At 68.7% G+C, this 26,381-nt stretch carries 30 protein-coding genes and 2 tRNA genes; 20 read left to right on the top strand and 12 right to left on the bottom strand.

Features of this window, described 5'->3' with window-relative positions; all coding sequences use genetic code 11:
* The first annotated feature begins 27 nt into the window (after positions 1-27).
* Entirely contained in the window at positions 28-1,107 is a 1,080-nt protein-coding gene (locus JW792_RS07300; protein ID WP_135996356.1) for a DUF3667 domain-containing protein, read from the top strand.
* A gap of 62 nt (positions 1,108-1,169) precedes the next feature.
* On the opposite strand, the gene sppA is transcribed toward JW792_RS07300, so the two are convergent.
* Both sppA and JW792_RS07290 read right to left on the bottom strand, forming a co-directional pair.
* Positions 1,170-2,960 carry a signal peptide peptidase SppA gene (gene sppA / locus JW792_RS07295; RefSeq protein WP_135996357.1) on the bottom strand — a complete coding sequence of 597 codons (1,791 nt, stop codon included), beginning with the start codon at positions 2,958-2,960 and terminating at the stop codon, positions 1,170-1,172.
* A 160-nt stretch (positions 2,961-3,120) separates the two neighbouring features.
* Positions 3,121-3,197 (bottom strand) — tRNA-Pro (locus JW792_RS07290).
* A gap of 190 nt (positions 3,198-3,387) precedes the next feature.
* On the opposite strand from JW792_RS07290, the gene JW792_RS07285 reads away from it, so the two are divergent.
* The 8 genes from JW792_RS07285 (at position 3,388) to JW792_RS07250 (ending at position 9,821) form a co-directional block, all read left to right on the top strand.
* Positions 3,388-3,462: transfer RNA gene (locus JW792_RS07285), tRNA-Gln, on the top strand.
* A gap of 504 nt (positions 3,463-3,966) precedes the next feature.
* Positions 3,967-4,755 (top strand): DUF3450 domain-containing protein, encoded by a 789-nt coding sequence (locus JW792_RS07280; protein WP_135996358.1) that lies wholly within the window; start codon positions 3,967-3,969, stop codon positions 4,753-4,755.
* Between the two features lie 24 nt (positions 4,756-4,779).
* A complete protein-coding gene (locus JW792_RS07275) occupies positions 4,780-6,177 on the top strand; it encodes a MotA/TolQ/ExbB proton channel family protein (RefSeq protein ID WP_135996359.1) in 1,398 nt (465 codons plus the stop codon).
* A 12-nt stretch (positions 6,178-6,189) separates the two neighbouring features.
* Positions 6,190-6,711 carry a MotA/TolQ/ExbB proton channel family protein gene (locus tag JW792_RS07270; protein ID WP_135996360.1) on the top strand — a complete coding sequence of 174 codons (522 nt, stop codon included), beginning with the start codon at positions 6,190-6,192 and terminating at the stop codon, positions 6,709-6,711.
* A gap of 3 nt (positions 6,712-6,714) precedes the next feature.
* A complete protein-coding gene (locus JW792_RS07265; protein ID WP_135996361.1) occupies positions 6,715-7,122 on the top strand; it encodes an ExbD/TolR family protein in 408 nt (135 codons plus the stop codon).
* An 11-nt stretch (positions 7,123-7,133) separates the two neighbouring features.
* A complete protein-coding gene (locus tag JW792_RS07260; protein ID WP_135996362.1) occupies positions 7,134-7,544 on the top strand; it encodes an ExbD/TolR family protein in 411 nt (136 codons plus the stop codon).
* A 14-nt stretch (positions 7,545-7,558) separates the two neighbouring features.
* A complete protein-coding gene (locus tag JW792_RS07255; protein WP_135996363.1) occupies positions 7,559-8,179 on the top strand; it encodes an energy transducer TonB in 621 nt (206 codons plus the stop codon).
* Between the two features lie 70 nt (positions 8,180-8,249).
* Positions 8,250-9,821: a tetratricopeptide repeat protein gene (locus JW792_RS07250; RefSeq protein ID WP_135996364.1), complete on the top strand. Its 1,572-nt coding sequence runs from the start codon at positions 8,250-8,252 to the stop codon at positions 9,819-9,821.
* A 64-nt stretch (positions 9,822-9,885) separates the two neighbouring features.
* Here JW792_RS07250 and JW792_RS07245 read toward each other — a convergent pair whose 3' ends face one another.
* From JW792_RS07245 to JW792_RS07210, 8 genes are read right to left on the bottom strand one after another with little or no spacing between them, the layout of a single operon-like run.
* Positions 9,886-11,571 (bottom strand): proton-conducting transporter transmembrane domain-containing protein, encoded by a 1,686-nt coding sequence (locus tag JW792_RS07245; RefSeq protein WP_135996365.1) that lies wholly within the window; start codon positions 11,569-11,571, stop codon positions 9,886-9,888.
* Complete coding sequence (locus JW792_RS07240; protein ID WP_135996366.1) at positions 11,568-13,061, bottom strand: complex I subunit 5 family protein; 1,494 nt, start codon at positions 13,059-13,061, stop codon at positions 11,568-11,570. Before JW792_RS07240 ends, JW792_RS07245 begins: the two co-directional genes overlap by 4 nt.
* On the bottom strand, positions 13,058-14,533 hold the full coding sequence (locus JW792_RS07235) for a complex I subunit 5 family protein (RefSeq protein WP_135996367.1): 1,476 nt from the start codon (positions 14,531-14,533) through the stop codon (positions 13,058-13,060). The genes JW792_RS07240 and JW792_RS07235 overlap by 4 nt, the downstream gene beginning before the upstream one ends.
* On the bottom strand, positions 14,530-14,841 hold the full coding sequence (locus JW792_RS07230; RefSeq protein WP_135996368.1) for an NADH-quinone oxidoreductase subunit K: 312 nt from the start codon (positions 14,839-14,841) through the stop codon (positions 14,530-14,532). Before JW792_RS07230 ends, JW792_RS07235 begins: the two co-directional genes overlap by 4 nt.
* Positions 14,838-15,767, bottom strand: a complete 930-nt coding sequence (locus JW792_RS07225; RefSeq protein ID WP_135996369.1) for a hydrogenase subunit MbhD domain-containing protein — start codon at positions 15,765-15,767, stop codon at positions 14,838-14,840. The genes JW792_RS07230 and JW792_RS07225 overlap by 4 nt, the downstream gene beginning before the upstream one ends.
* On the bottom strand, positions 15,764-16,054 hold the full coding sequence (locus JW792_RS07220; RefSeq protein WP_135996370.1) for a cation:proton antiporter: 291 nt from the start codon (positions 16,052-16,054) through the stop codon (positions 15,764-15,766). Before JW792_RS07220 ends, JW792_RS07225 begins: the two co-directional genes overlap by 4 nt.
* Positions 16,051-16,332, bottom strand: a complete 282-nt coding sequence (locus tag JW792_RS07215; protein ID WP_135996371.1) for an MrpF/PhaF family protein — start codon at positions 16,330-16,332, stop codon at positions 16,051-16,053. Before JW792_RS07215 ends, JW792_RS07220 begins: the two co-directional genes overlap by 4 nt.
* Positions 16,329-16,838: a Na+/H+ antiporter subunit E gene (locus JW792_RS07210; protein ID WP_158291620.1), complete on the bottom strand. Its 510-nt coding sequence runs from the start codon at positions 16,836-16,838 to the stop codon at positions 16,329-16,331. The genes JW792_RS07215 and JW792_RS07210 overlap by 4 nt, the downstream gene beginning before the upstream one ends.
* Positions 16,839-17,047: 209 nt before the next feature.
* On the opposite strand from JW792_RS07210, the gene JW792_RS07205 reads away from it, so the two are divergent.
* Both JW792_RS07205 and JW792_RS07200 read left to right on the top strand, forming a co-directional pair.
* The gene (locus JW792_RS07205; RefSeq protein ID WP_135996373.1) at positions 17,048-17,668 is read left to right on the top strand and encodes a TonB family protein; all 621 of its coding nucleotides are present in this window, start codon (positions 17,048-17,050) and stop codon (positions 17,666-17,668) included.
* A 64-nt stretch (positions 17,669-17,732) separates the two neighbouring features.
* Complete coding sequence (locus tag JW792_RS07200; RefSeq protein ID WP_135996374.1) at positions 17,733-18,218, top strand: hypothetical protein; 486 nt, start codon at positions 17,733-17,735, stop codon at positions 18,216-18,218.
* On the opposite strand, the gene JW792_RS07195 is transcribed toward JW792_RS07200, so the two are convergent.
* Both JW792_RS07195 and msrB read right to left on the bottom strand, forming a co-directional pair.
* Complete coding sequence (locus tag JW792_RS07195) at positions 18,215-20,386, bottom strand: S9 family peptidase (protein ID WP_241095092.1); 2,172 nt, start codon at positions 20,384-20,386, stop codon at positions 18,215-18,217. The two genes, JW792_RS07200 and JW792_RS07195, sit on opposite strands and share 4 nt — an antisense overlap.
* Positions 20,387-20,584: 198 nt before the next feature.
* The gene (gene msrB, locus JW792_RS07190) at positions 20,585-20,992 is read right to left on the bottom strand and encodes a peptide-methionine (R)-S-oxide reductase MsrB (RefSeq protein WP_135996376.1); all 408 of its coding nucleotides are present in this window, start codon (positions 20,990-20,992) and stop codon (positions 20,585-20,587) included.
* Positions 20,993-21,160: 168 nt separating this feature from the next.
* Between msrB and JW792_RS07185 the strand changes: the two genes are divergently transcribed.
* From JW792_RS07185 to JW792_RS07145, 9 genes are all read left to right on the top strand, one after another.
* Positions 21,161-22,258, top strand: coding sequence for a DUF2336 domain-containing protein (locus JW792_RS07185; RefSeq protein WP_135996377.1), 1,098 nt, complete (start codon positions 21,161-21,163; stop codon positions 22,256-22,258).
* A gap of 96 nt (positions 22,259-22,354) precedes the next feature.
* Positions 22,355-23,332: a sodium-dependent bicarbonate transport family permease gene (locus JW792_RS07180; RefSeq protein ID WP_135996378.1), complete on the top strand. Its 978-nt coding sequence runs from the start codon at positions 22,355-22,357 to the stop codon at positions 23,330-23,332.
* Positions 23,333-23,336: 4 nt separating this feature from the next.
* Entirely contained in the window at positions 23,337-23,645 is a 309-nt protein-coding gene (locus JW792_RS07175) for a P-II family nitrogen regulator (protein ID WP_135996379.1), read from the top strand.
* 103 nt (positions 23,646-23,748) lie between these two features.
* Entirely contained in the window at positions 23,749-24,246 is a 498-nt protein-coding gene (locus JW792_RS07170) for a Na+/H+ antiporter subunit E (RefSeq protein ID WP_135996380.1), read from the top strand.
* 5 nt (positions 24,247-24,251) lie between these two features.
* Positions 24,252-24,581 (top strand): MrpF/PhaF family protein, encoded by a 330-nt coding sequence (locus tag JW792_RS07165; protein WP_135996505.1) that lies wholly within the window; start codon positions 24,252-24,254, stop codon positions 24,579-24,581.
* Entirely contained in the window at positions 24,578-24,940 is a 363-nt protein-coding gene (gene mnhG, locus JW792_RS07160) for a monovalent cation/H(+) antiporter subunit G (RefSeq protein WP_135996381.1), read from the top strand. Before JW792_RS07165 ends, mnhG begins: the two co-directional genes overlap by 4 nt.
* Before the next feature lies 1 nt (position 24,941).
* Entirely contained in the window at positions 24,942-25,508 is a 567-nt protein-coding gene (locus tag JW792_RS07155) for a DUF4040 domain-containing protein (protein ID WP_135996382.1), read from the top strand.
* A 10-nt stretch (positions 25,509-25,518) separates the two neighbouring features.
* Complete coding sequence (locus tag JW792_RS07150) at positions 25,519-25,962, top strand: Na(+)/H(+) antiporter subunit B (RefSeq protein WP_135996507.1); 444 nt, start codon at positions 25,519-25,521, stop codon at positions 25,960-25,962.
* A gap of 4 nt (positions 25,963-25,966) precedes the next feature.
* Positions 25,967-26,380, top strand: coding sequence for a cation:proton antiporter subunit C (locus JW792_RS07145; RefSeq protein ID WP_135996383.1), 414 nt, complete (start codon positions 25,967-25,969; stop codon positions 26,378-26,380).
* Position 26,381 lies beyond the last annotated feature (1 nt).

The following is a 26,381-nucleotide window of genomic DNA, read 5'->3' as shown; positions in this document are numbered from 1 at the left end:
CCGGTTCGTCCCGGCGGGAGGCGGGCGATGAGCGAGGAAATCGACGAGGCGGCCGGGACGGTCGCCGAGCATGTCGCGGCCGCCGGCCTCGGCGTGCGGGTGCGTCCCTCGCGCCCGGCAGCGCTGGAGTCCGATGCGGGAGACGGTGAATGCGCCAACTGCCGGACCGGACTGAAGGGCCCGGTCTGCCACGTCTGCGGACAGGTCGATGACGGGTATCACCGTCCGATCGGCTCGCTGGTCGCACAGATCGTTGAGGGCCTCGTCTATCTCGACGGGCGTGTGGCCCGGACCCTGCCCGACCTGATGATCCGGCCGGGGGAAGTCACCCGGCGCTACCTCAAGGGCCAGCGGGCGCGCTTCATCCCGCCCTTCCGGCTCTATCTGATCGCGTCGCTCGCCTTCTTCCTGCTGCTCGGACTGATGGCGGACGGGCCGAAGCTCGAGCTGCCGGCAGAGCAGGCCGCGAGCCTGGACAGCGCGCGCGAGGAGGTGGCGGCGGCCCGCGAAAGCGGCGAGATGACCGCCGAGGAGGCGGCCCAGGCCATCACCGCGCTCGACATGATCGATCGCGCCGCCGCACCGCTGCGCGCGGAAGCGGCGCGTTCAGCCGCGGAGGGCGCAGCCGGCGGGGCGACCGGCGCGCAGGCACCCGGCGCGCCGGCGGGCGCACTGCATGCTTCCATCGAGGAGAAGCTGAGGCGCATCGCCGCCGACCCCGAACGCTGGGCGGACGAGACGATGGCCTGGGTGCCGCGCATCATGTTCGTGCTGGTGCCGATCTATGCCGGCCTGCTCGCGCTGAGCTTCGTCTGGCGGCGCGGGTATTTCTATTACGATCACCTGATCGTGTCGCTGCACCTGCATTCGGCCCTGTTTCTGGCCATGGCGCTCGGCGTGCTCGCCGCGCCGCTGATCGGCGCGGGCTGGGTGCTTCTGGCGCTTCTCGTCTATTCCAACGTCTATCTCTACCGCATGCACCGGGTGGTCTACGCGCGCTCGCGCATCACCTCCGTGCTGCGCACGCTGGCGCTTGACCTCGCCTATCTGCTGGTGATGGCGATTGCCCTCGTCGGGGTGGTGATCCTCGGCTTCTTCTCCGTGTAGCCCCAAAAAAACCGGCCCGCCGATCGGCGGGCCGGTTGGTTCGCGGCGAATCGGTCGCGGCACTATTGCGGCGAGCGTTCCGGCGTGACGAAGCGCAGGCTCTGCGAACGGCTCTGCTCGCGCGCTTCGATCAGGGCCCGCACCTCGGGCAGGTCCATCAGCGCGTTGACCCGCGCGGCCGCTTCAGCGCCTTCGGCGGTGATGCCGAACAGTTCGCGGAAGGCGTCGAGCGGGGTCGGCTTGGACGGGAAGTGTCGGACCTCATAGGCCTCGTCCTCGCCGATATTGGCGAGCTCGCGCGCGGCCGCGATGGCGTCGCGCAGCCCGCCGATGCGGTCGACGAGGCCCAGCTCGAGCGCCTGCGCGCCGGTCCAGACGCGGCCGCGGGCGACTTCCTGCACGCGCGACAGCGGCAGGTCGCGGCCCTCGGCCACCTTCTCGGTGAAGTCCTCGTACACGTCCTCGGCGAGGCGGTAGAAGGCCTCGCGCTGGTACTCGGTCCACTGCGTCTGACTGGAATAGGCGAGGGTGTAATCGCCCCCGACATGCAGCGGCTCGACATTGAGCCCGATCCGGCCGAGCGCGTCGTCGATGACGAGCTTGCCCGAGAGCATGCCGATCGATCCGGTGATCGTGGTGGCGTTGGCGTAGATCAGATTCGCCGGCGCGGAGATGTAATAGCCGCCAGAGGCCGCGAGCGTGCCCATCGAGACCACGACCGGCTTGCCCGCTTCGCGCGCACGCACAACGGAATGCCAGATCTGGTCCGACGCGATGGCGGAGCCGCCGGGGCTGTCGACCCGCAGCACGATGGCACGCACGTCCTCGTCCTCGACCGCCGCGTCTATGGCGCGCGCGAGCCGGTCGCTGCCGATCAGCTCGTCGCCGCCGAAGCCGGCCTCGCCCTCGCCGGTCACGATGGCGCCCTGGCCGGAGACCAGCGCGATCAGCGCCGGTGCGCGGTTGCCCGTGGCGGGCGGAGCGGCGTGGAAATAGTCCTCGATGGCGAGGGTGGCCTCCACGCCGCCGGCGCGCTCGAGCGCGGCCTCGCGGGCGGTGACGACATGGCCGAGGCGGTCGACCAGACCGGCCTGCTGGGCCTCCTCGGCCGAGTAGGGGCCCGAGGTGATGACCGCTTCCATCGCCGCGATCTCCATGCCGCGGTCGCTCGCCGCCGATTCGATCGCGGTATCGAAGATGGAGCCGAGATAGGAGAGCGTCGCCTCGCGATGGGCCTCGGTGTAGTCGGTCTCGGTATAGACGTTGGCGGCGTTCTTGTACTCGTAGAACTGGACGAATTCCGGCTCGATGCCGAACTGCTCGAAAAACCCTCCGAGGAACGGCGTCGCGGTCGAAAGCCCGGTGGCGGCGAAGCCTGCCGTGTCCTGCAGCCAGAGTTCGCTCGCGCCGGCGACGGCGAAATAGTTCACCACGCCCGTGCCCTCGAAGCCCTGCGCGTGGGCGATCACGAACTTGCCGGCCGCCTCGAGCGATTCGAAGGCGCGGCGCAGTTCCTCGGCCTGGGCGCCGGGCATGCCGAACTCGTTGGCGCGCACGAAGATGCCCTTCACCCGCTCGTCGCTCTCGGCGCGCTCGAGCGCCGCGATGATCTCGGTCGTGGAGAGCGGGTTCGTGAAGGCGAACGGGGAGCGCGTGGGCTGGTCGAGCCGCGTCTCGCGCAGGTCCAGCTCGAGCACGATGTCGCCGGACGGCAGCGGCGCGGGTGCGTCTGCCGACTGGATGGCCGAACCGATCAGGCCCGCGATCAGGAACACGGCCAGGATTACGGTCAGCACCGAGCCGATGATGACCCCGACGATCGAGCCGAAGAAGGTGATCCAGAACTGTTTCATATTCCCCTCGCGTGTGCGCCTGCCCCCCGCAGGCCGGCATCGGGTGCGACTGTAGGGAGAAGACATAGCCGAATCGAGCCCCAACTGTAGGGGCGGGCCGGCGTCGCGGACAGCTGATGCAGAAATGCGTCAGCGCGCGTCGGGATCGCGCGGGAAAGGTTGGTCGGAGTAGCAGGATTTGAACCTGCGACCCCTGCCTCCCGAAGACAGTGCTCTACCAGGCTGAGCTATACTCCGAACCGGAGCGCGGCTTATATCCAAGTCACCGGACAGGCGCAATACGCCGATGGCACCCCCGCTGCAGACCGCCCGTGCGCGCGGCGAGCGCCGAACTGCAAGGGGCCGCGAGCTGCTGAAGCTCGCCCGTTGCATATGGCGCGGGGAGGGGCTATCTACCCGGCCTCGCCGCGGAGAGCGGCGGACGCGTTGGGGCGTCGCCAAGTGGTAAGGCAGCGGTTTTTGGTACCGCCATTCCCAGGTTCGAATCCTGGCGCCCCAGCCATTTTTCGTTACACTGTTGCATCTTCTCCACCCGGCCGGATCACGCCGCGCCCCGGCGTTGGTTCGCCTGCGGGGCATTCGCCTTGCCTGCAACGGGAATCCCTCACGCGAACCGGGTTCGGCGCGGCGGCGGCGGCGCGCGCCTCAATTCCGCCTTTTTGCAAGCGCCAGGAAACTGAGGGACGCCGACCTGCGTTTCGTACCGCATGAACGGTGTTAGCGAGGTTGATTGCCGCATGAGCGCGGTGCTAGCGTCCCTCGCCAGGCGCCGAGAGGCGTTCAAAACACTCAAGACGGCGGGCAACGCCGCGTGAGATGGGGATGTTACGAGTTGTTTATTCCCGTCGACTAACAGCGGCGACCGCAAGGTTGCCGGGACGCTGTTTGCGGCGTCCCGATTTTGTGTAGGGGGCCGAGGCTGGCGCGGGACGCTGGCTGACGTCGAATTGAGGGTAAGCTAAGCGCGCGGCAACTGAAATCCGCGTCAGCTACTGTGAGGCAAGGCATGTCCAACACCATGAAGTGGATCCGCACATCGCTGCTGGCCGGGGTCGCCGCGGCGGCCGGGTCGGCAGCGTTCGCCCAGAGCCCGCTCGACCAGGCGCTGCAGGTGGCGCGTTCGTCGACCCAGCAGGGGGCTCAGGCTCAGGAACAGATCGACGAGGTCGCCGACCAGGCCGACGACCTCGAGCGCCAGTATCTCGCTCTGCGCCAGCAGATCGAGGACCAGGAGGTCTTCGTGCAGCAGCAGGAAGTCTTCCTGCAGTCCCAGCAGGTCGAGATTTCCGAGCTTCAGCGCCAGCTGGAGCGCGTCGACACGCTCGAGGCCGAGGTCACTCCGATGCTGCTGGAGATGACGGTCGCGCTGGAAGACTTCATCGCGCAGGACCTGCCCTTCCAGATGCAGCTGCGCCAGTCGCGCCTGGACAATATCCGTAACCTGCTCGGCGATGCGACCGTGTCGGTGGCCGAGACCTACCGGGTCATCCTGAACGCCTACGAGATCGAGTCCTCCTACGGCCGGTCGCTGCGCGTCTACTCCGACGTCGTCGAACTCGACGGCGTTCCCCAGGACGTCAAATTCCTCCAGCTCGGCCGCGTCGCGCTGATCCGCGTCTTCCAGAGCGGAGATCGCGCGGGCGAGATGGAGATCATGACCAAGGACAATCAGGAATGGCGCGCCCTGCCGGGGAGCTTCGCGCAGAACGTACAGCGCGCGATCCGCATCGGCGAGGAAGTCACCACGCCTGAGGTCTTCATCGCGCCGCTGCCCGGGCCGGAACGCGCTCAGTAACGGTAGAGACGGAGAAAGAAACAGATGAAAACGATCATCAAGCTGGCGACCGCCGTCTCTCTCGGCGCTACGCTCCTCGCCGGTACCGCGGCCGCCCAGGTCGACCGCCAACCGGTGTCCTCCATTTCCGAACTGCTCCAGCGCGTGCGTCAGGACGCCCAGGAAGCCCAGGCGGAAAACCAGCAGCGCCTGCAGGAATTCCGCAGCCAGCGGGCCCAGCAGCAGCAGCTCGTCACCCAGGCCCGCTCGCGCCTCAACGCGCTGCAGGCCGAGGCCGACGCCAACCGCGAACAGTTCGCGGAAAACCAGGAGACGATCTCCCGGCTCGACGCGCAGCTGCGTGAAGAGCAGGGCGCGTTCGGCGAACTGTTCGGCGTCGCCCGCCAGACCGCCGGCGAGTTCGCCTCGCTGATCCAGGCCTCGATCGTGTCGGCGCAGTTCCCGAACCGTCACGTTCCGCTGGAGAACCTGGCCGAAAGCCGCACGCTGCCGGACGCCAACGACCTGCAGCGCATCTACACCGTCATGATCGACGAGATGAACGCCCAGGCGGAAGTCGTCACCTTCGACCGCCAGGTCGTCGGCCTCAACGACGGCAATCCGGTTCCCGTCACGCGCGTCGGCACCTTCGACATCTTCGCCATGTCGGGCGGACCGAAATTCCTCCAGTGGTCCACCAACGAGGATGACCGCACGACCGGTTATGTCCTGTCCGTGCTGCCGGCCCAGCCGCCGGGCCGTCTGCTCAGCGCCGCGTCCAGCCTGGCCAATGCGGACGCGAACGAGATCGTCGAGGGGCCCTTCGATCCCTCGCGCGGCGCGCTGCTCGCCATCTTCAAGGACGTGCCGAGCCTCTCCGAGCGCTTCCAGCAGGGCGGTATCGTCGCCAAGATCATCGCGGGCCTGTTCATCTTCTCGGCCCTCTTCGGTCTGTGGCGTCTGCTCTCGCTCTTCATGACCAATAACGCGATCAACGCGCAGAAGCGCAAGTCGACCGCGTCGAAGGGCAACCCGCTCGGCCGCGTCATGCTCGCCTACGAGAGCGTGAAGGACCGTCCGATCGAGACGATCGAACTCAAGCTCGACGAGCAGATCCTGCGCGAGACGCCGAAGCTCGAGCTTGGCCTGAACTTCCTCAAGCTCGCGGCCGGCGTGGCCCCGCTGCTGGGTCTTCTGGGTACGGTGACCGGCATGATCCGGACCTTCACCCAGATCACCCTGTTCGGTACGGGCGACCCGCGTATCATGGCCGGCGGTATCTCCGAGGCCCTGGTGACCACGGTGTCCGGTCTTATCGCGGCGATCCCGCTCCTGTTCATCCACTCCTTCGCGGCGAGCTTCGCGCGCGGCGCGCAGCAGACCCTGGAAGAACAGGCCGCCGGTATCGTTGCCCGTCACGCTGAAGAGCGCGGCCAGGCTTAAGGGAGCGCATCGATGAATCTCCAAGGCATCATCATCGGCCTGCAGGAGTTCCTCGAGCGCGGGGGCCCGGTGCTCCTGTGGATCATGGCTCTCACCTTCGTGATGTGGGCCTTCATCCTCGAGCGCCTGGCCTATTTCGCCTTTGCCCACAGTGGTGTGGCGGCACGTACCAAGAAGGAGTGGGCGGCGCGCAGCGACCACCACTCCTGGTACGCTCACGCCATCCGGGACCAGCTGGTCTCGGAGGTGAAGCTGAAGGCGGAGCAGAACGTGGAGCTGATCAAGACCCTGGTCGCGGTCGCTCCCCTGTTCGGCCTGCTCGGCACGGTGACCGGCATGGTCGCGGTGTTCGACGTGATGGCCATTTCCGGCTCGTCGGATGCGCGTGCGATGTCCTCGGGCGTCGCGCGGGCGACCATCCCGACCATGGCCGGCATGGTATCCGCGCTCTCAGGGCTCCTGTTCTCGAACCAGATCGAGCGTATGGCGAAGCAGCGCGTGCACGAGCTCGCCGACGAACTCGAAGTGGAGTAACCCATGCGCAGGCGTAATCGAGGAGGAGACGACAAGGCCGAAGTCAACATGACTCCGATGCTGGATATCGTCTTCATCCTGCTGATTTTCTTCATCGTGACCGCGACCTTCCTCCAGGAGGAAGGGATCGACATGCGGCCGCCCCCGCCTCCGCCGGAGGACCAGCCGCAGTCGGAAAACCCGGTTATCCTGGTACAGATCGACGAGAACAATAACGTCTTCGTCAACCAGGACAGGACCGGGGTCGACCGGGTGTTCGCCGCGGTGTCCCGGATTCGGGCGGAGCAGCCGGGCTCGGCGGTTCTGATCCAGCCCGATGATGAATCCCATCACGGGATCACCGTCGGCATCTGGGACCAGATGAAGGTGAACGGGGTTCCGGTATCCATCCAGCGTGAAGACGAGGCTTAGGGAGAACTGTTATGGCGCGCCGAAAAAGCCGCGTGATGACGGAGGAGACCGAGGCCGAACTCGATCTTACTCCGATGCTGGATGTGGTCTTCATCCTGCTGATCTTCTTCATCGTGACTTCGGTCTTCGTGAAGGAGCCCGGTGTCGAAGTCGCCCGGCCCGAGACCGAGATCGTCGAGGAGGAGAAGCCGACCCTGCTCATCGCGGTCACCGCACAGGGTGAGATCTGGGTCAACCGCCGGGTCTACGACATGGCCAACGTGCGCAATGCGCTCGAGCAGCTGCTCGAGGAGAATCCGCGCGCCGAGGCGATGATCCAGGGCGACCAGGGGGCTCCGGTCGGGATCGTGCTCGATCTTCAGGAAATGCTGCTTGAGGATCTCGAGGTCGAAACCGTCATGATCTCGACTGAAAGATCGTAGGAGGAGTACGAAAGATGGCTTCAATCATTCGTCTCATCGTCGGGATACCGATCGCTGGGATTGTGACCTTCCTCCTGTTCGTGCTCATGGACATCCTCATCTCCGGGGGCGACTTCACCCCCGAGGAGGAGGGTGAGGATCTTCGCATCTCGATCTCCGAGGAAGTCGAGGAGGTCGAGGCCCGCCGCCGCGAAACGCAGATCGACGAGGTGGAGGAGGTGATCCCCCCGCCCCCGCCGCCGCAGATCGAGCGGGAGCGGGCGGATCAGCCCAACGAGAGCATGGAGACCGTCGTCGGCGACCTGCCCGAGTTCGAGGCGCCTGATCTCGCCGGCGACCAGGTCAGCTTCGACGTCTCCGACCGCGATGCCCAGCCGCTCGTGCGCATCCCGCCGCAATATCCGCCGCGGGCCGCCGAACGCGGTCTGTCAGGGCACTGCGACATGCGCTTCGACGTGACCCCGGATGGCACCCCGACGAACATTTCGGCGGTCAACTGCACCAGCTCGATCTTCGAACGCACGTCCGTCCGCGCCATCGAGCGCTGGCGCTACGAGCCGAAGATCCAGGAAGGCAACGCGGTCTGGCGCCGCGGCGTCCAGACGCGCATCGACTATCAGCTTGAGGAAGGCTAGTCGCGAGGCGGGGCGGGTCCGTCAGGGCACCGCCCCGCGCTTCGCTCGAACTAGCGATTGGGAGACTCGGATGATCCGCTCCAGGACAAGTGATCCATTCAACTGGATCAAGGCAGCAAGTGCGCTGCTGATGGCCGGCCTGATTGCGATGTCGGTCGCAACGGACGCGAGCGCGCAGCGCCGCAACAACAACGAGGAAGAGGAGGAGATCCAGCGCACGCTGTCGGCTGCCGTCGGTGGACGGATTCTCGAGGTCCAGGAACTGCTCGACCAGGAACCGCCCCCGCTGGATCAGATCATTCAGATCCTCAACAGCGTGCTGGGCATGGAACTGACGCCGTACGAGCGTTCCATCGCTTTGCGGATGCGCGGACAGGTCCGGTTCCAGCAGGACAACTACTCCGGCGCCATCCAGGACTTCCTGGCCGCCATCGATACCCGTGCGCTCGTTCCCGACGAGGCGAACTCGCTGCGCATCAATATCGGCCAGCTCTACATGGTCCAGGACAACGTGACCGAGGGCATTCGCCAGATCGAACTCGCGCTCCAGAACGGTGCGACGCTGACCAACCAGATCGGCAAGCTTCTCGCCCAGGCCTATGCCCAGGAAGAGCGCTGGCGCGAAGGCCTGCGCTATGCCGAGCACTATTACAACAATACGCCCGCGGAGAGCATGAGCTTTTCCGACTTCTCGCTCGTGCAGGCCTACTACCAGTCGCTCGAGCGGCCCGACGACGAGCTGCGGGTGATCCGCCAGATGCTGACCTACTATCCGGACAACCGGACGGCCTGGCAGAACCTGATCGCCCTGTTCGCTCGGACCGGGCGCGAGGAAGACGCGTTCGAAGCCAACAAGCTGATGTATCTCAACGGCTTGCTGCGCTGTGAGGACGGCAGCCGGCTGCTCAACCTCGCCCAGTATTACAGCTACTACAACAACCCGTATCGCGGTGCGACGCTGCTCGAGCGCTTCATCAATGCGGGCTGCGTCGAGGAAAGCGTCCGCAACCTGGAAACCCTCGCCAATATGTGGCGTCAGGCGGCGGAGTTCGACCGGGCCATCCCGGTGCTGGAGCGCATCGCGGAAATCACCGGCGATGGCGAGAATGCGCTGAAGCTCGCCGAAGCGCACTACCAGCTGAACAATTTCGAAGCGGCCGAGCGCTGGTTCGAGACGGCGCTCAATCGTGGCGGTCTGGACGAGACCGGCGATGCCTGGGTGCTCCTCGGGACCGTGCGGTTCGAGCGCGGCAACCGCCAGGGCGCGCTCGACGCGTTCGAACGCGGCACGCAATATCCCGGCTCGCGCCGGGCGGCACAGGACTGGGCCCGCTTCGTGCGCACGCAGATCCAGGCCGAGATCAACCGCGCCACGCGCCTGCAGCAGGTCCGCATCGACGAATGCCGCCTGACACTGGAGCAGGAGGTCGACCTGATCACCCTGCTCGGCCAGCCTGAGGACTTCAACGAGTACGGCCAGCCGATCGTCGACGTCCCCGAGCGCTGCGAGCGCTGGTTCAACGAGAACGCCGTGCAGATCCGCCGTCCCAACATGACGGACGAGGAAGCGGCGGCGTTCGCCGAAGAGCAGATCCGGACGGCCCGCGAACTCGCCCAGCAGGCCCAGCAGCGCGCCGGCTGACGCCTGCTGCCGATCGAAGAGGGAAAGGCCCCGGTGGTTCCTGCCGCCGGGGTTTTTCTTTGCCTCAACCGCTTGCGGAGAAAAGCGCGGTCGCGGCGAGGGCGAGGAGGGCGGCGAGCAGGACTGCTGGAAGCCGGCGGGCCAGCCCGGCTTCCAGCGCCTCGAGCCGGGCCCCCGTCCGCCGCAGCCTGGCCATTGCGCGCCGGGGCTGCCAGGGCCGTCCACGGGAGAGGCTCATGCCGAGCCCACGCGATGCTTTGACGGCGCCCTGCAAGCAGGCCTCCACCGCGACGAGCAGGTCGCCGGCCGGTATCGAGGGTCCGCGCATCCGGCGGAAGACCCGCCAGATCACGCCCGCCGCCAGCAGCGGCCATGCGGCGTGGATCAGGTTGGCGGGCTGTAGCGGATAGCCGAGGCCGATCCCGGCGGCGTCGACGAGCCCCCAGGGCAGCAGCAGCGCACCGCCGGCGAGCAGGTAGACCGGGACCGAGAGGCTCGCAGGCACGGGCCCGCCGCGATGCGGCCCGGCCGGAAGCACGGCGAGGAAGCGGATCAGCACGAGCGCGGTCGTCACTGCCGAGCCGATCACCAGAGCCTCGGGCAGGCCGGCGAACTCGTGCTTGATCGCGAGCTTGGCGAGTCCGCCCCCGCTCAGCGGAAGGCCGGCGATCGACAGCGCGGCGAGGGCGAGCGCGATGCGCAGGCCCGATGGTGTGGTCCCGGCCGCGCGCGCGGCGCCGGCGCCGAGGAAGAGCGCGCTCTTGGCGAGCCCGTGATGCAGGGCGAAGACGGCGGCCGCGGTCGCCAGCGTCGCGTGCTCGGCCCCGGCGGCAAGCCCCGCCCCCAGTGCGCCGAGCGCAAGGCTCAGCTGGCTGACCGAGGAATAGGCGAGCACGCTCTTGGCACGGACCTGCGTCAGGCCGACGAGCGCGGCGTAGAACGCGCCGAACAGGCCCAGCGCCGTCATCAGCAGCACCGGTGCGCCTCCCCCTGCTGCCGGAGACAGGAACAGGGCCGCGCCGAACAGCCCGGCCTTGGCGACGGCCCCGCTCAGCACCGCCGCCGCCGGTGCGGGCGCGGCGGTGTAGGAGAGCGGTTTCCAGACATGGACGGGCACCAGCCCGGCCTTGATCGCGAAACCGGCGATCAGGAGGATGGGGACGAGCGGACCCGCCCCGGCTGCGGCTTGGCGAATGTCCGCGATGGCCAGCCCGCCTTCCGTCTTCGCGGCGGCGACGAGCAGGCCGGACAGGACCGCCATCTCCCCGGCCACGGCGAGCGCGATATAGACCACCCCGGCGTGGCGCGCCTCGGGCGTCCCGCGGTGGACGATGAGCGGCCATGCCGCGAAGGAGGCGAGCGCGTAGCCGGCATAGAAGGTCACCGCGTCGCCGGCGAGGAACACCGCGACGAGGCCGGCGAGCGAGAGGTTCCAGGACAGGGCGAAGACGCCCGTCGCGTCTAGCCCGGCCATCGCCCGGCGCGCATGGATGCCGGCGAGCAGCCACAGGAGGCAGGCCCCGCCGAGGAAGATCGCCCCGGACGGGGTCAGAACGAGCCGGGTGTCGAGAAGGAGTCCGGGGAGCCGGACCGTCTCGCCCTGCGGCGCAAGCAGGGCTGCGGCAAGCCCGGCGAGGGGGGCGGCGAGCGACAGCGTCATGGCCCGGGCGCGCAGGCGCGGCAGCACGCCGAGCGCAGCGAGGATCAGCGGCACGCCGATCGCGGCGGGGACGAGGGCGAGGGCGCTCACGGCGTGTAGACCCGCTCGACGATGAGGCTCGCCCAGCCGAGCGGGCTGAAGGCGAAGCCGGCGAAGAGGCCCGCGCCGAGCGCGGCCGCCGCGGTGACCGCCGCGGGAAGGATCAGCATCCAGGGCCGGTCCCTTGCGAGCACCTCCGGGGCGGGCAGGTCTCCATCGGCGGGCCCGAGCCAGGCGCGGTAGAGCGGCGGAAGAAAATAGGCCGCGTTGAGCAGGGCGGATGCGATCAGCACGGCGACGACCCAGGGCGCGTCGACCTCCAGCCCGCCGAGCGCGAGGAACCATTTCGAGACGAAGCCGGCCACCGGGGGTATGCCGATCATGCCGAGCGCGCCGATCGTGAAGGCCCCCATCGTCAGCGGCAGGCGCCGTCCCGTCCCGCCGAGCGCGTCGAGCCGGTGGATGCCTGCGCGCCTTGCAAGCACCCCGGCGGCGAAGAACAGGGTGATCTTCATCAGGCCCTGGTGGACGAGATGGACGAGCCCGCCGATCGCCGCCACCGGGCCGGCGAGGCTCGCGCCGAGAATGATGTAGCTGATCTGGCTCACCGTGGAGTAGGCCAGGCGCGGCTTGATCTCGCTCTGGCGCAGGGCCTGCAGCGAGCCGTAGACGATGGTGACACTGGCGAGGACGGCGAGGGGCAGTCCAAGTCCGAGCGCGGTGACCCGTTCCAGCCCGAACACGTCGAAGATCACCCTCATGATGCCGAAGGCGCCTGCCTTGACGACCGCGACGGCGTGCAACAGCGCACTCACCGGCGCCGGCGCGACCATGGCGGCGGGCAGCCAGGCATTCAGCGAAAACAGCGCGGCCTTCACGCCGAGCCCGCCCACCATGAGGGCGAAGATCGCCGTCAGCGCCGCGGGCGAATGGGCGGAGAGATCGCCCGGCGACACGAAAGCGACCGGCCCCGCCCCGCTTTCCAGCCACACGATCCCGAACAGCAGCGCGGCGCTGCCCGTGACCGTGTAGGCAAGATAGGTCCGCCCCGCCGCGAGCGATCCCTCGTCGCCCTTGTGCACGACCAGCGGCCAGGTCGCGAGGGTGAGCAGTTCGTAGAACACGAAGAAGGTGATCATCGAGCCGGAAATGGCGATTCCGGTCGTGGCAAGGATGCACAGGTTGAAGAAGCCGAAGAAGCGCGGCTGGCCCTTGCCGCCGCGCATGTATGCGATGGCGTAGAAGGTCGTGACCGTCCACAGGAAGGTGGACAGCGTCACGAAGAGCAGGGCCAGCGCGTCGAGGCGCACGATCAGGGCGAGCCCCGGCACGAATTCGCCTCGCCATTCGAAGACTTCGCCCGCGGCCACGCGCACGAGCGCGTAAACCACGACGGCGAGCTTGAGCAGCGCGCACGCGATGTTTGCGCCGCTGCGCCAGGGAAAATGCGCGCCGGGCAGGTGCGGGCCGGCCGCACTGAACACGACCGGCAGCAGCGGCAGGAAGAGCAGGAGGCCGAGGACGATAGCGGTCTCGGTCATGGCAGGTCCCCGCTGGCCTGGGAGGTCCCGCCGGCAAGAGCCCCGATCTGTACGAAGCTGTACGGCGCGGAGGAGGCGATTCCGAGCCCGACAGCGGCCAGTCCGAGCACGAGCGGGAGGGCCGGCAGGAGCCGACTCGGGCAGGTGCTGACTTCCGGCACGTGATGGCCGTCCATGAAGTGGGTGAGCGGGCGGAAGAGATAGGCCGCGGCGAGCAGGCCCCCGGCCACGATCACGAGGGCGTAGATCCACAGCTCGGCGGCGAGGGCGGAGACCAGGAAGAGGTATTTGGCCATGAACCCGCCGCTCGGCGGCAGACCCATCAGCGACACGGCGCACACCGCGAAGCCGAGCACCGTCACGGGCATCGCCCGCGCGATGCCGTCCAGGCGCGCGATCCGGTCCTCGCCCGCACAGTGAACGATGAGCCCGGCCGCCAGGAACATGCCCGCCTTCGACAGCATGTGGGAGAGCGCGTGCAGCGCCATCGCGCCCCAGGCTCCGGCGGCCCACGGCGCGGCGCCCTGCGCCCCGCCGGCGAGCGGGAAGACCAGAAGGAGATAGCCGAGCTGGGCGACGGTCGAATACGCCACCAGCCGCTTCAGCCGCTCCTGGAGGAGGGCGAGCACGGAACCGTAGATCACCGCCATTGCGCCAAGCGCGCCGAAGGCGTGCAGGAGCGCCGGCACGGCAAGGCCCGGAAGCGCGTCGAACCAGAGCCGGACGAGGATGAAGACGGCTGCCTTCACGACCAGCCCCGACAGGAGCGCGCTCGCCGGGGCGGGGGCGGCGGCGTGGGCCGGCGGCAGCCAGGCATGCAGCGGGAAGACGGCGCCCTTGGCCAGGAGCCCCGCGCTCATCAGCGCGGCGGCGAGCAGGGTGGGTAGGTCGGCGACGGCGCGTCCGGCGATCAGGTCCAGATCGAGCGCCCCGTAGCGCGCATAGAGCAGGACCACGCCGAGCAGGAAGGCGAGCGAGGCCGGCATGGCGATCAGGAAATAGCGCAGCGCCGCCTCGCGCGATCCGTAGGCCGCCAGCGCCACGGCCGCGACCGTCAGAAGTTCGAGCGCGACATAGAGGTTGAACACGTCGTTGCTGACCAGGATCGCGCCGGCCGCCGCCCAGAGGCCGAAATAGAGCGGCCAGAACGTGCTTGCGCGCACGCCTGCGCCGTGGCCGGTCATCCGCATCTCGCCGAAGGCATGGAGCCCGGCGAGCCCGGCCGTGAGGTTCGCCGCGACCAGCAGGGCGGCGGAGAAGCCGCTCGCCTGAAGCCGTATTCCGAGCGGAGCCGGCCAGCCGCCGAGCGCGCCGCCCGGCGCCTCGCCGCCCATCGCGAGGACGAGGCGGACCGAGAGCACGAGCATCACCGGGACTGCGGCGAACACCAGCCACGCCCCGCGCCGGCCGGCAAGGATCGCGGCGAGCATGAAGGCCAGCGGGACGAGGACGAACAGGGACAGAAGGCTCACTCGCGCGCCTCCTCCCCGGACTTCGATCGCTCGTCCTCGGCCCGGCGCACGATCAGGGCGAGGGCGAAGGTCGTGATCGCGACCCCGACGACGAGGCCGGTGATGATCAGGGCCTGGGCGACCGGATCGACCGTGCCCTCCGTCCGCCCGGTCGCGCCGAACAGGAGGAAGACCCCGCTCGCCACGATGTTGAAGGCGATCACCTTGCGGATCGGCTGCGCGCCGGCGACGAAGCCGTAGAAGCCCAGCGCGACGAGGAGGACCCCCGTCAACGCGAACAGGGTCGCGGAGTCGGCGAGCGCGTTCATGCCGCGCGCCTCGCGGGGCCCGCGACGAGCAGGGCGAGGATCGCGGCGATTGAGAGGGTGAGGGTGTATTCCACGAGCACGATCGCCGGCTTCGCCCAGTCTTCCGGATAGGAGAGCGGCGCGCCCAGCGCCGCCCCGGCCAACGCAATGGCGACGAACACCACCGGCCCCGCCGCGACGGGGACACGCGCGGCCGGGCTGGCGATGCGCGGCTCGTCGCGCCGGCCGGCCAGGACGATGAGGATCCACATCGCGGCGAGTACCGTGCCGGCCTGGAAGGCACCGCCCGGCGCGTCGGCTCCCGCCCAGACCAGATACACCCCGGCCAGGACGCCGATGGCGGGCAGCAACCGGCCGAAATTCTCCATCACCCCGCCATGGCGGACCGGCGCGGCTTCGCGCGGGCGTCCGCCCCAGACGTCCTCCCGCGTCAGCGACCAGACGGCGACAAGGGCGAGGGTGAGCACCATCGTCTCTAGCAGCGTGTCGTAGCCGCGAAAGCCGAGCAGCACGGCGGTGACGGGATTGCCGAGCCCGAGGGCCTCGCGATTGCGTTCGGCTTCCTGGAACAGGCCCGCGCTGTCGGGCAGGGCGAGCACGGCGGCGCCCAGCCCGGCCGCGAGGACAAGGCAGGCGAGGCCGGCCGTGAGACGAGTCGCCAGGGGCAGGTGATCGTCCCCCTCCGGATCGCCCGCATCGCGCAGGGCCCGCCAGGCGCCGATGAGCAGGACGCCGGTGATCCCGGTCCCGATCGCGGCTTCCGCCAGCGCCACGTCGATCGCCCCCAGGCTGATCCAGGCAATCGCGGCAAGGAAGCCGTAGACGATGAAGAAGGCGATCGAGGCGAACAGGTCGCGTCCCGAGACCGCGGCAACCGCGCAGGCGATCAGGAGCGAGCAGAGAACGAGATCGAAGGCAAGGGTCATCGGCCGCGCTCCCGGTCGAGGGCTTCGCGCGCGATCAGCTGGGCGGCGGCGCCGGCGCTGAACAGGGCGATCAGCCAGATCAGGAAGAGCTTGGCCGCGGCCGCCGGGGACCCCCAGTGGATGGCGGCCGACAAGGCGATGAAGCCGAGGCCGAGATTGTCGGCCTTGGTCAGGGCGTGCAGGCGCGAGGGGATGTCGGGAAAGCGCAGCAGGCCGATCGTGCCGGCGATGTAGAAGAAGACGCCGGCGGCCAGGAACAGGGCACAGAGGGCGTTGGCGACGGTCACAGCTGCGGCGTCTCCTTTTCGGGGTCCTCGCCCTGCGCGCCGCGCACGAAGGCGACGACCACGAATGCGGCGAGCACGGCGAAGACGAGCGCGACATCGAGATAGGCCGCCTCCTCGCGCGCCGCGCCGATGAGGATGGCGACCGCGAGCCCGCCCGTGCCCACGAGCTGGACGGCCATCACGCGGTCCGGGCGTTCCGGGCCGCGCAGGCCCCGCAGCAGCGCGGCGGCGACGGTGAGCAGAATGGCGCTCGCGGCGAGCCAGAAGATCGTGGTCATGATCCCTCCTCCCGCCCGCCGGCGCGGGGTTGGGAGAAGGCGCGCGCCATCGCGTCCTCCCGCGGACGCAGGCTCCCCTCGACCTCGCCGCTCGCGTCCAGGGCGTGGACGTAGAGTGCGCCGTCCTCGGAGCCGGCCGAGAGCGTGCCGGGCAGGAGGCTGATTTCCGACCCGAAGATCAGCCGGGCCGGACCGTCCTCGATGCGGGTGGGAAATTCGATCCAGCCGGGGCGGATGGGCAGGTCGGGATGAAGCGCGCGCCAGGCGACGTCGATGCCGCCCTGGAAGGAGCGCGCGAGGAAGCCGGGCGCCAGCGCGGCGAAGCGTGCGAGCCTGACCGGGTGCGGGGCGGGGGCGAGCAGGACGAGGCTGAGCGGGACGGCGAGGGCGAGCGCGAGGGCGCCGGCGGCGAGCGCGTCCGGCGCCGCTCCGGTCAGGGCGAGCCAGACGGCTGCCAGCACGCCCGTGCGGCGAAGGCCGGTCGCGAGGTGCGCCCCTCGGCTCATCCGCAATCCCTCCATGCAAGACCCGTTGCTCCGCCTTGCGAGCGGTCCCCCGCGCTTCCAAGCCGGTCGGGGCACGGGAAGTTCCCGTCCGCTTGCCGCGAGAAGGCCGGGCCGGGGCCCGAGTGTCGCCCCATTTGTTACGGAAAGTTCATGTGCTGGGCGGGCGCTGACCCCGGACCCGAATACGGGCCGGAGTGGGAGGAAGACCTATGGCAGGCACGCTCGCAGGCGCTTCGCGCCTGAGCTTCATCATTCCCGTCGCCGCGGTGGTGACGGTCGCGCTGTTCATGCTGATGCAGGCGCTCATACGAACCGAGCTGGTCCCGATCGCACCGCGCGAGGACCGGCCGCACTTCGTGATCGCGGAATACGTGGTCCCTTACAATCCCGTCAGACCCCATCCCGACGAGATCGACGATCCGGTTTCGCCGCCGGAAATTCCCGAACTCGATGCCGACCGGGCCGATCCCGACAGCCAGGTCGAGCCGGTCCCGCTGGGTCCGGTCGTGATCGACACGCCGACGGGCGAGGGCTTCGACGTCCGGGATATCGCTTTCGTCCACGATCCCGGCCCGATCGTGCGCGTCTCGCCCAGCTATCCGCCGCAACGCCTGGCGGCGGGCGAGGAGGGCGACTGCCTGGTGCGTTTCGACGTGCTCGGATCGGGGGCTCTGGCGAATGTCCGGGTTCTCGCGTGCGACGCGGGGTTCGAGCGCGCCAGCATCGCCGCGGTCGAGCGCTGGCGCTACAACGCGACCGACCGGGTCGGGCCCGGCGAGGTCGCGCTGCGCGGTCTGACGACGCAGCTCGAATACCGCCTGGATCAGTGAGCAAGAGGGCCGCCGGGGAACGGGAGGCCCCGGCGGCCGCTTCCCGCCGCAAAGGACATCTGCCGTGACCCGCTGGCTCTTCGCGCTTTCCGGGGCGCTTCTCGTGACCCTCACGCTCGCCTTCGTCCTCGGCTGGGTGCTCGGGCAGGGCGCGTTGCCCGATGCCGGCCCGGCTCCGGCCGAGGCGGGCACCGGGCTCGCCGCCGGTCCGCCCGAGCGGCCGGAGATTCCGGTCCGTCATGTCTACCCGGTCCCGGTCTGGGGGCTCGGCGGGGAGGAGGCCGCGCCGCCGCCGGCCGTGAGCCGCAGCGACATCCTGGTCAGCGCCGCGCCGGGACTGGCGCCGGTGCTCCTGGTGAGCTGCACCGTCCGGCTGAAGTCCGGCGAGGCGGGGGTCGGGATCGAACCCGTGGCGTGCTCGCCGGCCGAATTCGCCCGCGTGCGCGCGCTCGTCGAGGCCGGGCTCGAGGGCGAGGACATGAACGAAGACGCGCCGCGGCTCGTCGAGCTCACGGCGCGCTTCGAGATCGAGGCGGAGGAAGCCGGCTAGTTCGCCGTCTCCGTCTGGCGGGCGGGCATGCCTGCCTCCGCGTCGGCAAGCCCGGTCACCATCAGCGCGAACGCATACTCCTCCGCGCGTTCCTTGAGCGAGTCGAAGCGCCCCGAGGCCCCGCCATGGCCGGCGCCCATATTGGTGCGTAGCAGGGTGAGGCCCTCGTCGGTGCGCAACTCGCGCAGCCTTGCGATCCATTTCGCCGGCTCCCAGTAGGTCACCCGCGGATCGGTGAGGCCGGCGGTGGCGAGCACGTGGGGGTAGGCCTGCGCGCGGACCTGGTCGTAGGGGGAATAGGACTGGATGTACTCGTAGGCCGCCACGTCGGTCAGGGGGTTGCCCCATTCGGGCCATTCCGGCGGGGTGAGAGGGAGTTCCGCGTCGCTCATCGTGTTGAGCACGTCGACGAAGGGCACCGCGCCGATCGCGCCGGCGAAGAGCTCGGGCGCCTGGTTGATCGCCGCGCCGACCAGCAGGCCGCCGGCCGAGCCGCCATAGGCCACGAGCCGGCCCTCGCTCGTGTAGCCCTCGTCGATCAGCGCACGGGCGGAATCCACGTAGTCGTTGAAGGTATTGGCCTTCCTGTCGAGCTTGCCGTCGGTGTACCACTCATAGCCCTTGGCCATCGAGCCGCGGATATGGGCGATGGCGAAGATCATGCCGCGGTCCACGAGCGACAGGCGCGTGGTGGAGAAGCCGGCCGGAATGGTGATGCCGTAGGAGCCGTAGCCGTAGAGCAGGAGCGGCGCCGTGCCGTCGAGCGGCGTGCCTTCGCGGTAGAGGATCGTCACCGGCACCAGAGCCCCGTCGCGGGCCTCGGCCTGGATGCGGCGGACCACATACGCATCGGGATCGTGGCCGGAGGGGATTTCCTGCACCTTCAGGAGCTCGCGCTCGCGCGAGGCGAGGTCGTAGTCGAAGGTCTCCTCCGGCGTCGACGGGCTCTCGTAGGAGAAGCGCAGCGTGCTGGAATCATACTCGTAGCTGCCGTCCATGCCGAGGGCGTAGGCCTCCTCCTCGAAGGCGATCTCGTGTTCCTCTCCGGTCTCGAGGTGGCGCACGACGATGCGCGGCAGGGCATTGGAGCGCTCCATGCGCACCAGCCAGTCGGCATAGCCTTCCATGCCCAGCACCAGCGTGCCGGGGCGGTGGGCGATCACGTCGGTCCAGTTCTCGTGGCGCGGATCGTCGAGGGGAGCCTTCATGATCTTGAAGTCGACCGCGTCGTCCAGATTGGTGCGCACCCAGATCTCTCCGCCCGCCTCGGTGAGGTCGTACTCCACGCCGGTGCGGCGCTCGGCGACGAGGATCGGCTGCGCGCCGGGGTCGTTCGCGTCGATGACGCGCATCTCCGAGGTCGTGTGGTCGTTCGCCGACACCACGATCCAGCGGTCGCCGTCGGTCTTGCCGACCCCGAGGAAGAAGCCGTCATCGGCCTCCTCGTAGACCAGCTCGGGCTCCGCGGCGTCGATCGCCTGGCGGTAGAGCCGCTTCGGGCGGTTGTTTCCATCGCGCCAGACCCAGTAGAGCGTGCGCGAATCGTTCGCCCAGACGAGCGAGCCATAGGCCTCCTCGGTGAGCGTCGCGATGTCCTCTCCGGTCTCGAGATCGCGGATCTTCAGGGCGTAGAACTCCGAGCCCGTCGTGTCGACGGCGTAGGCGAGATAGCGATGGTCGGGGGAGTGGTCGACGGTCTCGATCTCGAAATACTCGAAGCCCTCGGCCATGGCGTCCCCGTCGAGGATGATCTGTTCCTCGCCGGACATCTCGCCGTTCTCGTCGGCCGGGCGGCGCGCGAAGACCGGATACTGCCCGCCCTCGCGATAGCGCGTGTAGTAGAACCACGGCCCGTCGCGCATCGGCACCGAGCTGTCGTCCTCCTTGATGCGCCCGCGCATCTCCTCGTAGAGCCGCGCCTGCAGGGCCTCGGTCGGGGCCATGACCTGGTTGTAGTAGGCGTTCTCCGCTTCCAGGTGGGCGCGGATGTCCTCGCGCAGCAGGCTCGGATCGCGCATCACCTCCTGCCAGTTGTCGTCGCGCAGCCAGGCATAGGGGTCGGTCCGCATGAATCCGAGCTGCTCGATCTCGACAGGGCGCTGCTCGGTCGTGGGCGGCTCGATCTCCAGCGCACGGTCGATCAGGGCATTGTGGGTGGCTTGATGCATTTCGGGAGAACTCTCGTCGGTCGCTGCGGTTTCTCCATCCCCGGGGCCGCCGCAGGCGGCGAGGACGAGGGCGGCGAGCCCGAGGAGGGGCCCGGCCGCGGCGCGGCGAAGCAATAGGTCAGTCGATGGCGGCATATCAAGCGCTCTCCGGCATGGGGGGAACTCCGGCCGGCACGCCGCCGGGAGTCGGACGAGCGCCTAGTCTTCCCCGTCCGCGGGTTCGAAGTCCAGCACGATGCCGTTGGCGCAGTAGCGCTTGCCGGTGGGCTGGGGGCCATCGTTGAAGACATGGCCGACATGGGCGCCGCAATTGGCGCAGTGGAATTCGGTGCGCGGGATCAGGAGCTTGAAATCGCGCTTGGTTTCCAGGCTCTCCGGCCCGTACACGTCGTAGAAGCTCGGCCAGCCCGATCCGGACTCGTACTTGTGCTCGGAGGAGAAGAGCGGGTTGCCGCAAACCGCGCACGCGAACACGCCTTCGCGCTTCTCCTCGTTGAGCGCGCTCGATCCGGGCCGCTCGGTGCCTTCGTGGAAGGCAACCTTGTCCTGTTCCGGCGTCAGCTCCTTGCGCAGGCGCTCCACGGCGTCGCGATCGAGTTTGGGCATGTCGGTCTCCAGAGCGGCTCGTCTTCGCGATGACTATAGCTCGGCTTTCCGGCGCGGCGCGCCTCGGCTTCAGTAGATCGCGCGCTGCGCGCCCGGACAAGGAAAGCCACGCTTCCTTAACGCGTTGGCGGCAGGCTCGGACGCGGATTTTCGATCCGGGACCGATCAATGGCCGAAGATTTCGCAGCGGGACACGAAACCGGCGGGGCCCGGCCGCGCTCGTCGCGCGCGCTTCTCACGCGGCGCCTGGCCGACATCGTCTGCCTGCCGTCGAGCCGCGTCACCCCGCAGGAGCGCTGGATCGTGGCCGACGTCCTGGAGGAGATGCTGCGCACGGCCGAGCCCGCGCTGCGCGCCCGCGTCGCCGTCCGGCTGGCCGAGCAGGGCGAGGCGCCGCCGGGCCTGCTGCGCCGGCTCGCGCTCGACAGCTTCGACATCGCCGCTCCCATCGTCGAGCGCTCGCGGGCGCTGACCGACTTCGACATGATGGAGATCGCGCGCAAGGGGGAACTCAAGCACCGCATCGCGCTCGCTCGCCGCGAGCATGTGTCCGAAACGGTCACCGCGGCACTGGCCGCATCCGGCGATCCGGCCGTGGTGGAGATCCTGCTCAGGAACGAGGGTGCGCGCATTGCGCCCCAGACGATGGACCATCTCGTCCGGCTCGCCGGCGAGCACGCCTCGCTTTCGCGCCTCGTCATCCGGCGCAGCGAATTGCGCCCCGCCCAGGCGCTGAGCCTGTTCTGGGAGGTCGATCATCACCAGCGGCGCATGATCCTCGAGCGCTTCGCGGTCGATCGCGCCATTCTCCAGGAAGCGGCCGAGGACGTCTTTCCCGCCGCCGCGCGCGAGGCGGAAGCCGATGCCCTCGTCATGCGCACGCTCGCCTATATCGACCGGCGCCAGCGCGACCGCGAGGCCAACGACGCCTCCGCCTATGGCGGTCTGGAAGGGGTGATGGAGCAGGCGGTGAAGGGCTTCGGGCCCGACCTCGTGGCCGAGGCCGCACGGCTTTCGAACGTCCAGCTTTCCGTCTTCGAGCGGATCATCGAGGACATGGGCGGCGAGGCGCTGGGCGTGTTCGCCAAGGCGACCGGGCTGTCGCGGCGCCATCTCAATTATCTGCGGCTCGGCGCGGGCCATGCCGACGGCTCGCCGGCGGCGCGCCAGGCCGAGCTGGTCTTCGATATCCTCTCGGTGAACAAGGCCCAGACCGTGCTGCGTTACTGGGACTGGAGCCTGCGCCGCAGCGGTCAGGCCGGCTGAACCCGGCCGGTCCGCCTGCTTGCCAGCCCACCGCCGAGCCGCTAAGCGGTCCCCCGCTGCTGTCAGAAAATCGACACGGAAAGGACCGGCGCGCCGATGATCGAGGTGATTTCGCTCGCCCTGGCCAACCTGACCTCCCCGGCCGTGCTGTTCTTCGCCCTCGGAATCTTTGCCGGGGTCGCGAAGTCCGATCTCAACGTGCCCGAGGCGGTGGCCAAGGGGCTCGCCCTCTATCTGATGCTCGCCATCGGCTTCAAGGGCGGCGTCGCTGTGAGCGAGCAGGGCTTCACCGCCGCGCTCGCGCTCGCCGCGCTCGCCGGCATCGTGCTGAGCTTCGCCATGCCGCTCATCGCCTATGGCCTGCTGCGGGCGATGACGAAGCTCGACCCGGTCACCGCCGCGGCCTCGGCGGCCCATTACGGCTCGATCTCGGTCGTGACCTTCGTCGCCGGTGCCGAGTTCCTGCAGATGTCGGGCATGGTCAGCTCGGGCTACATGGTGGCGGTGCTGGCGCTGATGGAGACGCCGGCCATCCTGACCGGCCTTATCCTCGCCGGGCGCGCCGCAGGCAGCGACCAGCGCACGCGCTCCGAACTGGTACGCGAGGTGGCGCTGAACGGCTCGGTCGTGCTGCTGCTGGGCAGCTTCCTGATCGGCATGCTCTCCGGCCAGTCGGGGATGGCCAAGCTGGAGCCCTTCGTCGTCGATCTCTTCCAGGGCGTGCTGGCGCTCTTCCTCCTGGACATGGGCCTCGTCGCCGCGCGCCGGCTGTCCGGCGCGAAGAAGCTCGGGGCCGGCGGCATCGCCTTCGGCCTGATCATGCCCCCGATCGGGGCGAGCCTGGCGCTGGCCACCGCCTGGCTCATCGGCATGAGCGCGGCCGACGCGGCGGCGTTGATGATCCTCGCCGGTTCGGCGAGCTATATCGCGGTACCCGCCGCGATGCGCATCGCGCTGCCCCAGGCCGATCCGTCGGTCTATCTCACCCTCTCGCTCGCGATTACCTTCCCGTTCAACCTGACCCTGGGCATTCCGCTCTACGCCGCGGTGGCCCGGCTCGCGATCGGAGGCTGAAACCATGACCCGTCCTGTCCGCAAGAAGCTGATCGCCATCGTGGAGACGGTTCACCTGCGACGCCTGCTGGACCTGCTCGCCGAGTGCGGGGTGACCGGTTTCACCGTGGTCGATGCCCGCGAGGGCCGGGGCCTGGAGGGGGACTGGCATCGCGGCGACTTCGCGGACGCCACCGAGAAGAAGCTGGTGCACGTCATCACCAATGCCGAGACCGCCGAGCGCGTGTTCGCCGCGGCCGAGCCGTTCTTCAAGCGCTTCCCCGGCATCATCTACGGTCACGATGTCGAGGTGGTGCGCGGCGAGCGCTTCTGATGAAAGCTGCTATACAGCAGTCGAATTTGCTGGAAATGGCTGGACCGGTTTCCTAGAAACGCCGCCAGCTTTCGACCCACCGGGTGCTCTGGGAGGAGACATCTTGGCGCGCCAAGCCCTGTTTACGGTGCTACTGACCCTCGCGCTCGCCGCGCTGTGGGCCGTGCTCTCGGACAAGCTCACCAATCCGCTGATCCTCGGATTCGGCGTGTTCGGGATCGTGTTCGCGGTCGCGATGGCGTTTCGCATGCGCCTGATCGACGAGGATGCGGTGCCGTTTCCGCGGCTGCCGCAATTCCTCGCCTACTGGGGCTGGCTCGGCGACCAGATCGTGCGCGCCAACATCCATGTCGTGCGTCTGGTGATGAACCCCCAGCTCGACATCCAGCCCGTCGTCACCCGCGTGCCCGTCAAGCTGCACACCGATCTGGCCCGTGCGACCTTCGCCAACTCGATCACGCTGACGCCCGGCACGGTGACGGTGGAGGTCGAGGAGACCGGCTTCCTGGTCCATGGCCTGTCGGCGGAGCTCGCCGCACAGGAAGGGCTTCGCGACATGGAAGCGCGCTCGCGCAAGGCCGCGGAGGGAGCGCAGTCGTGACCTTCATGCCGATCGTGGATTTCTTCGTCGCGGGAGCCTTGGCGATCGCCATGGCGATCATGCTCGCGCGGCTGTTCATCGGCCCGACGCTCTATGACCGCGTTCTGGCGCTGAACTCCTTCGGCACCAAGACGGTGCTGTTCCTGGTGGTCTTCGCGCTGATGGTGAACCGGGCGGACGCCATAGACATCGCGATCCTCTACGCGCTTTTGAACTTCATCTCGACGATCGCGATCCTGAAATTCTTCCGCTATCGCTCGCTCGAGGTCGCGCTCACCCGCATGGAACGCGGCGAGATCGCCAAGAAGCAGGCCGAGGAGGAGCAGAAGACATGAGCGAGTTCCTGCTCATCCTCGACCGGGGGCTGGACATCCTCTCCATCGCCGCCATGGTGGCCGGCGTGGTCTTCGTCCTCGCCGGTGCCATCGGCGTGATGCGCCTGCCCGATTTCTACACCCGCATGCACGCGGCCGGCGTCACCGACACGCTGGGTGCCGAGCTGATCATGCTGGGCCTGATCCTGCAGGCTGGCTGGAGCGCGCTGTCGCTGAAGCTCGCCCTGATCGGCCTGTTCATCTTCCTGACGAGCCCGACCGCGACCCATGCCGTGGCCAATGCCGCCTACCGGGCCGGGCTCAAGCCGCTCCTGAAACGCTACGCGCCCGATTCCGAGAAGGACGGGGGGAAGGCCTGAGATGCACACCGTCGATCTCACCCAGTATCTCGACTATACGCTGATGGCGATGCTGCTCGCGGTCGGCATCGCGGTGGTCCGGCTGAAGAACCTCTTCGCCGTGGTCATGCTCACCGGCGTCTACTCGCTGCTTTCGGCCGCATGGTTCGTCTCGCTCGACGCGGTCGATGTCGCCTTCACCGAGGCGGCCGTCGGGGCGGGGATTTCCACCGTGCTGCTGCTGGGCGCCATGTTGCTGACCTCGCGCGAGTGCGATCCGGTGCCGCGCCAGCGCCACTGGGCCGCGCTCGCGGTCGTGGCGGTCACCGGCGCGCTCCTGTTCTATGCGCTCGGCGACATGCCGGTCTATGGCGACCCCAACTCGCCGGCCAATTCCTATGTCGGCATGGAATACATGCAGCTCACGATCGAGGATATCGGCATCCCCAACGTCGTCACCGCGATCCTGGCGAGCTACCGGGGCTTCGATACCATGGGCGAGGTGTTCGTGGTGTTCGCCGCCGGTCTCGGCGTGGCGCTGCTGCTCGGCCTGGTCGGCGCGCGCTCCGGCTCGAAGGGGGAGGGCTGAAGCCATGGCCATGTCGCCCCATGTCGTCCTGAAGGTCGTCTCCAAGCTGCTGATCCCGTTCATCGTGGTCTACGGCTTCTACGTCCATTTCCACGGCGAGTACTCGCCCGGCGGCGGTTTCCAGGCCGGCGTGATCCTGGCGAGCGCGCTGATCCTCTACGCGCTGATCTTCGGCGTGGAGGCCGCCCGCAAGGCCGTCCCGACGGCGGTCGTGCGCGTCGGCTTCGCGCTCGGCGCCATCATCTATGCCGGTGTCGGCTTCGCCAGCCTGCTCCTGGGCGGGGAGTTCCTGGACTACGACGTGCTGCACCCGGACAAGGCGCACCATACCGGCCAGGTCATGGGCATCATCCTCGTCGAGGTCGGCGTGCTGGTCACCGTGACCTGCGTGATGATCGCCATCTTCTACGCCTTCGCCGGCCGTCCGCCGGAAATCCCGGAAGAGGAGTGGTAGGGCGATGCTCGAGATTCTCGCGGACCGCTTCACCTACGCCGTCGTCCTGGTGCTGATGATGGTGGGCCTGTACGCCGTCGTGGCGTCGGCCAACCTGGTCAAGCGCATGGTCGCCCTGTCGATCTTCCAGACCTCGGTCTTCCTGCTCTACATCACGATGGGCAAGGTGTTCGGCGGCGAGCCGCCGATCCTGCCCTACGAGGTCTCCCACGGTTACGGCGCGGCCGAGCACTTCGAGCACGCGGTCTATTCCAACCCGCTGCCGCACGTGCTGATCCTCACCGCCATCGTCGTCGGCGTCGCGACGCTCGCCATGGGCCTCGCCCTGGTGGTACGCATCCGCGAGGCCTACGGCTCGATCGAGGACGTGGCCATCGCCGAGGCGGACTATTCCCAGGAAATCGAGAGAGGCGTGTAAG

The sequence above is a fragment of the Marinicauda algicola genome, assembly GCF_017161425.1.
In the GTDB taxonomy this organism is placed as follows: domain Bacteria; phylum Pseudomonadota; class Alphaproteobacteria; order Caulobacterales; family Maricaulaceae; genus Marinicauda; species Marinicauda algicola.
Note: the sequence above shows the minus strand (reverse complement) of the source record. Positions and strands in the feature narration are given on the sequence as shown.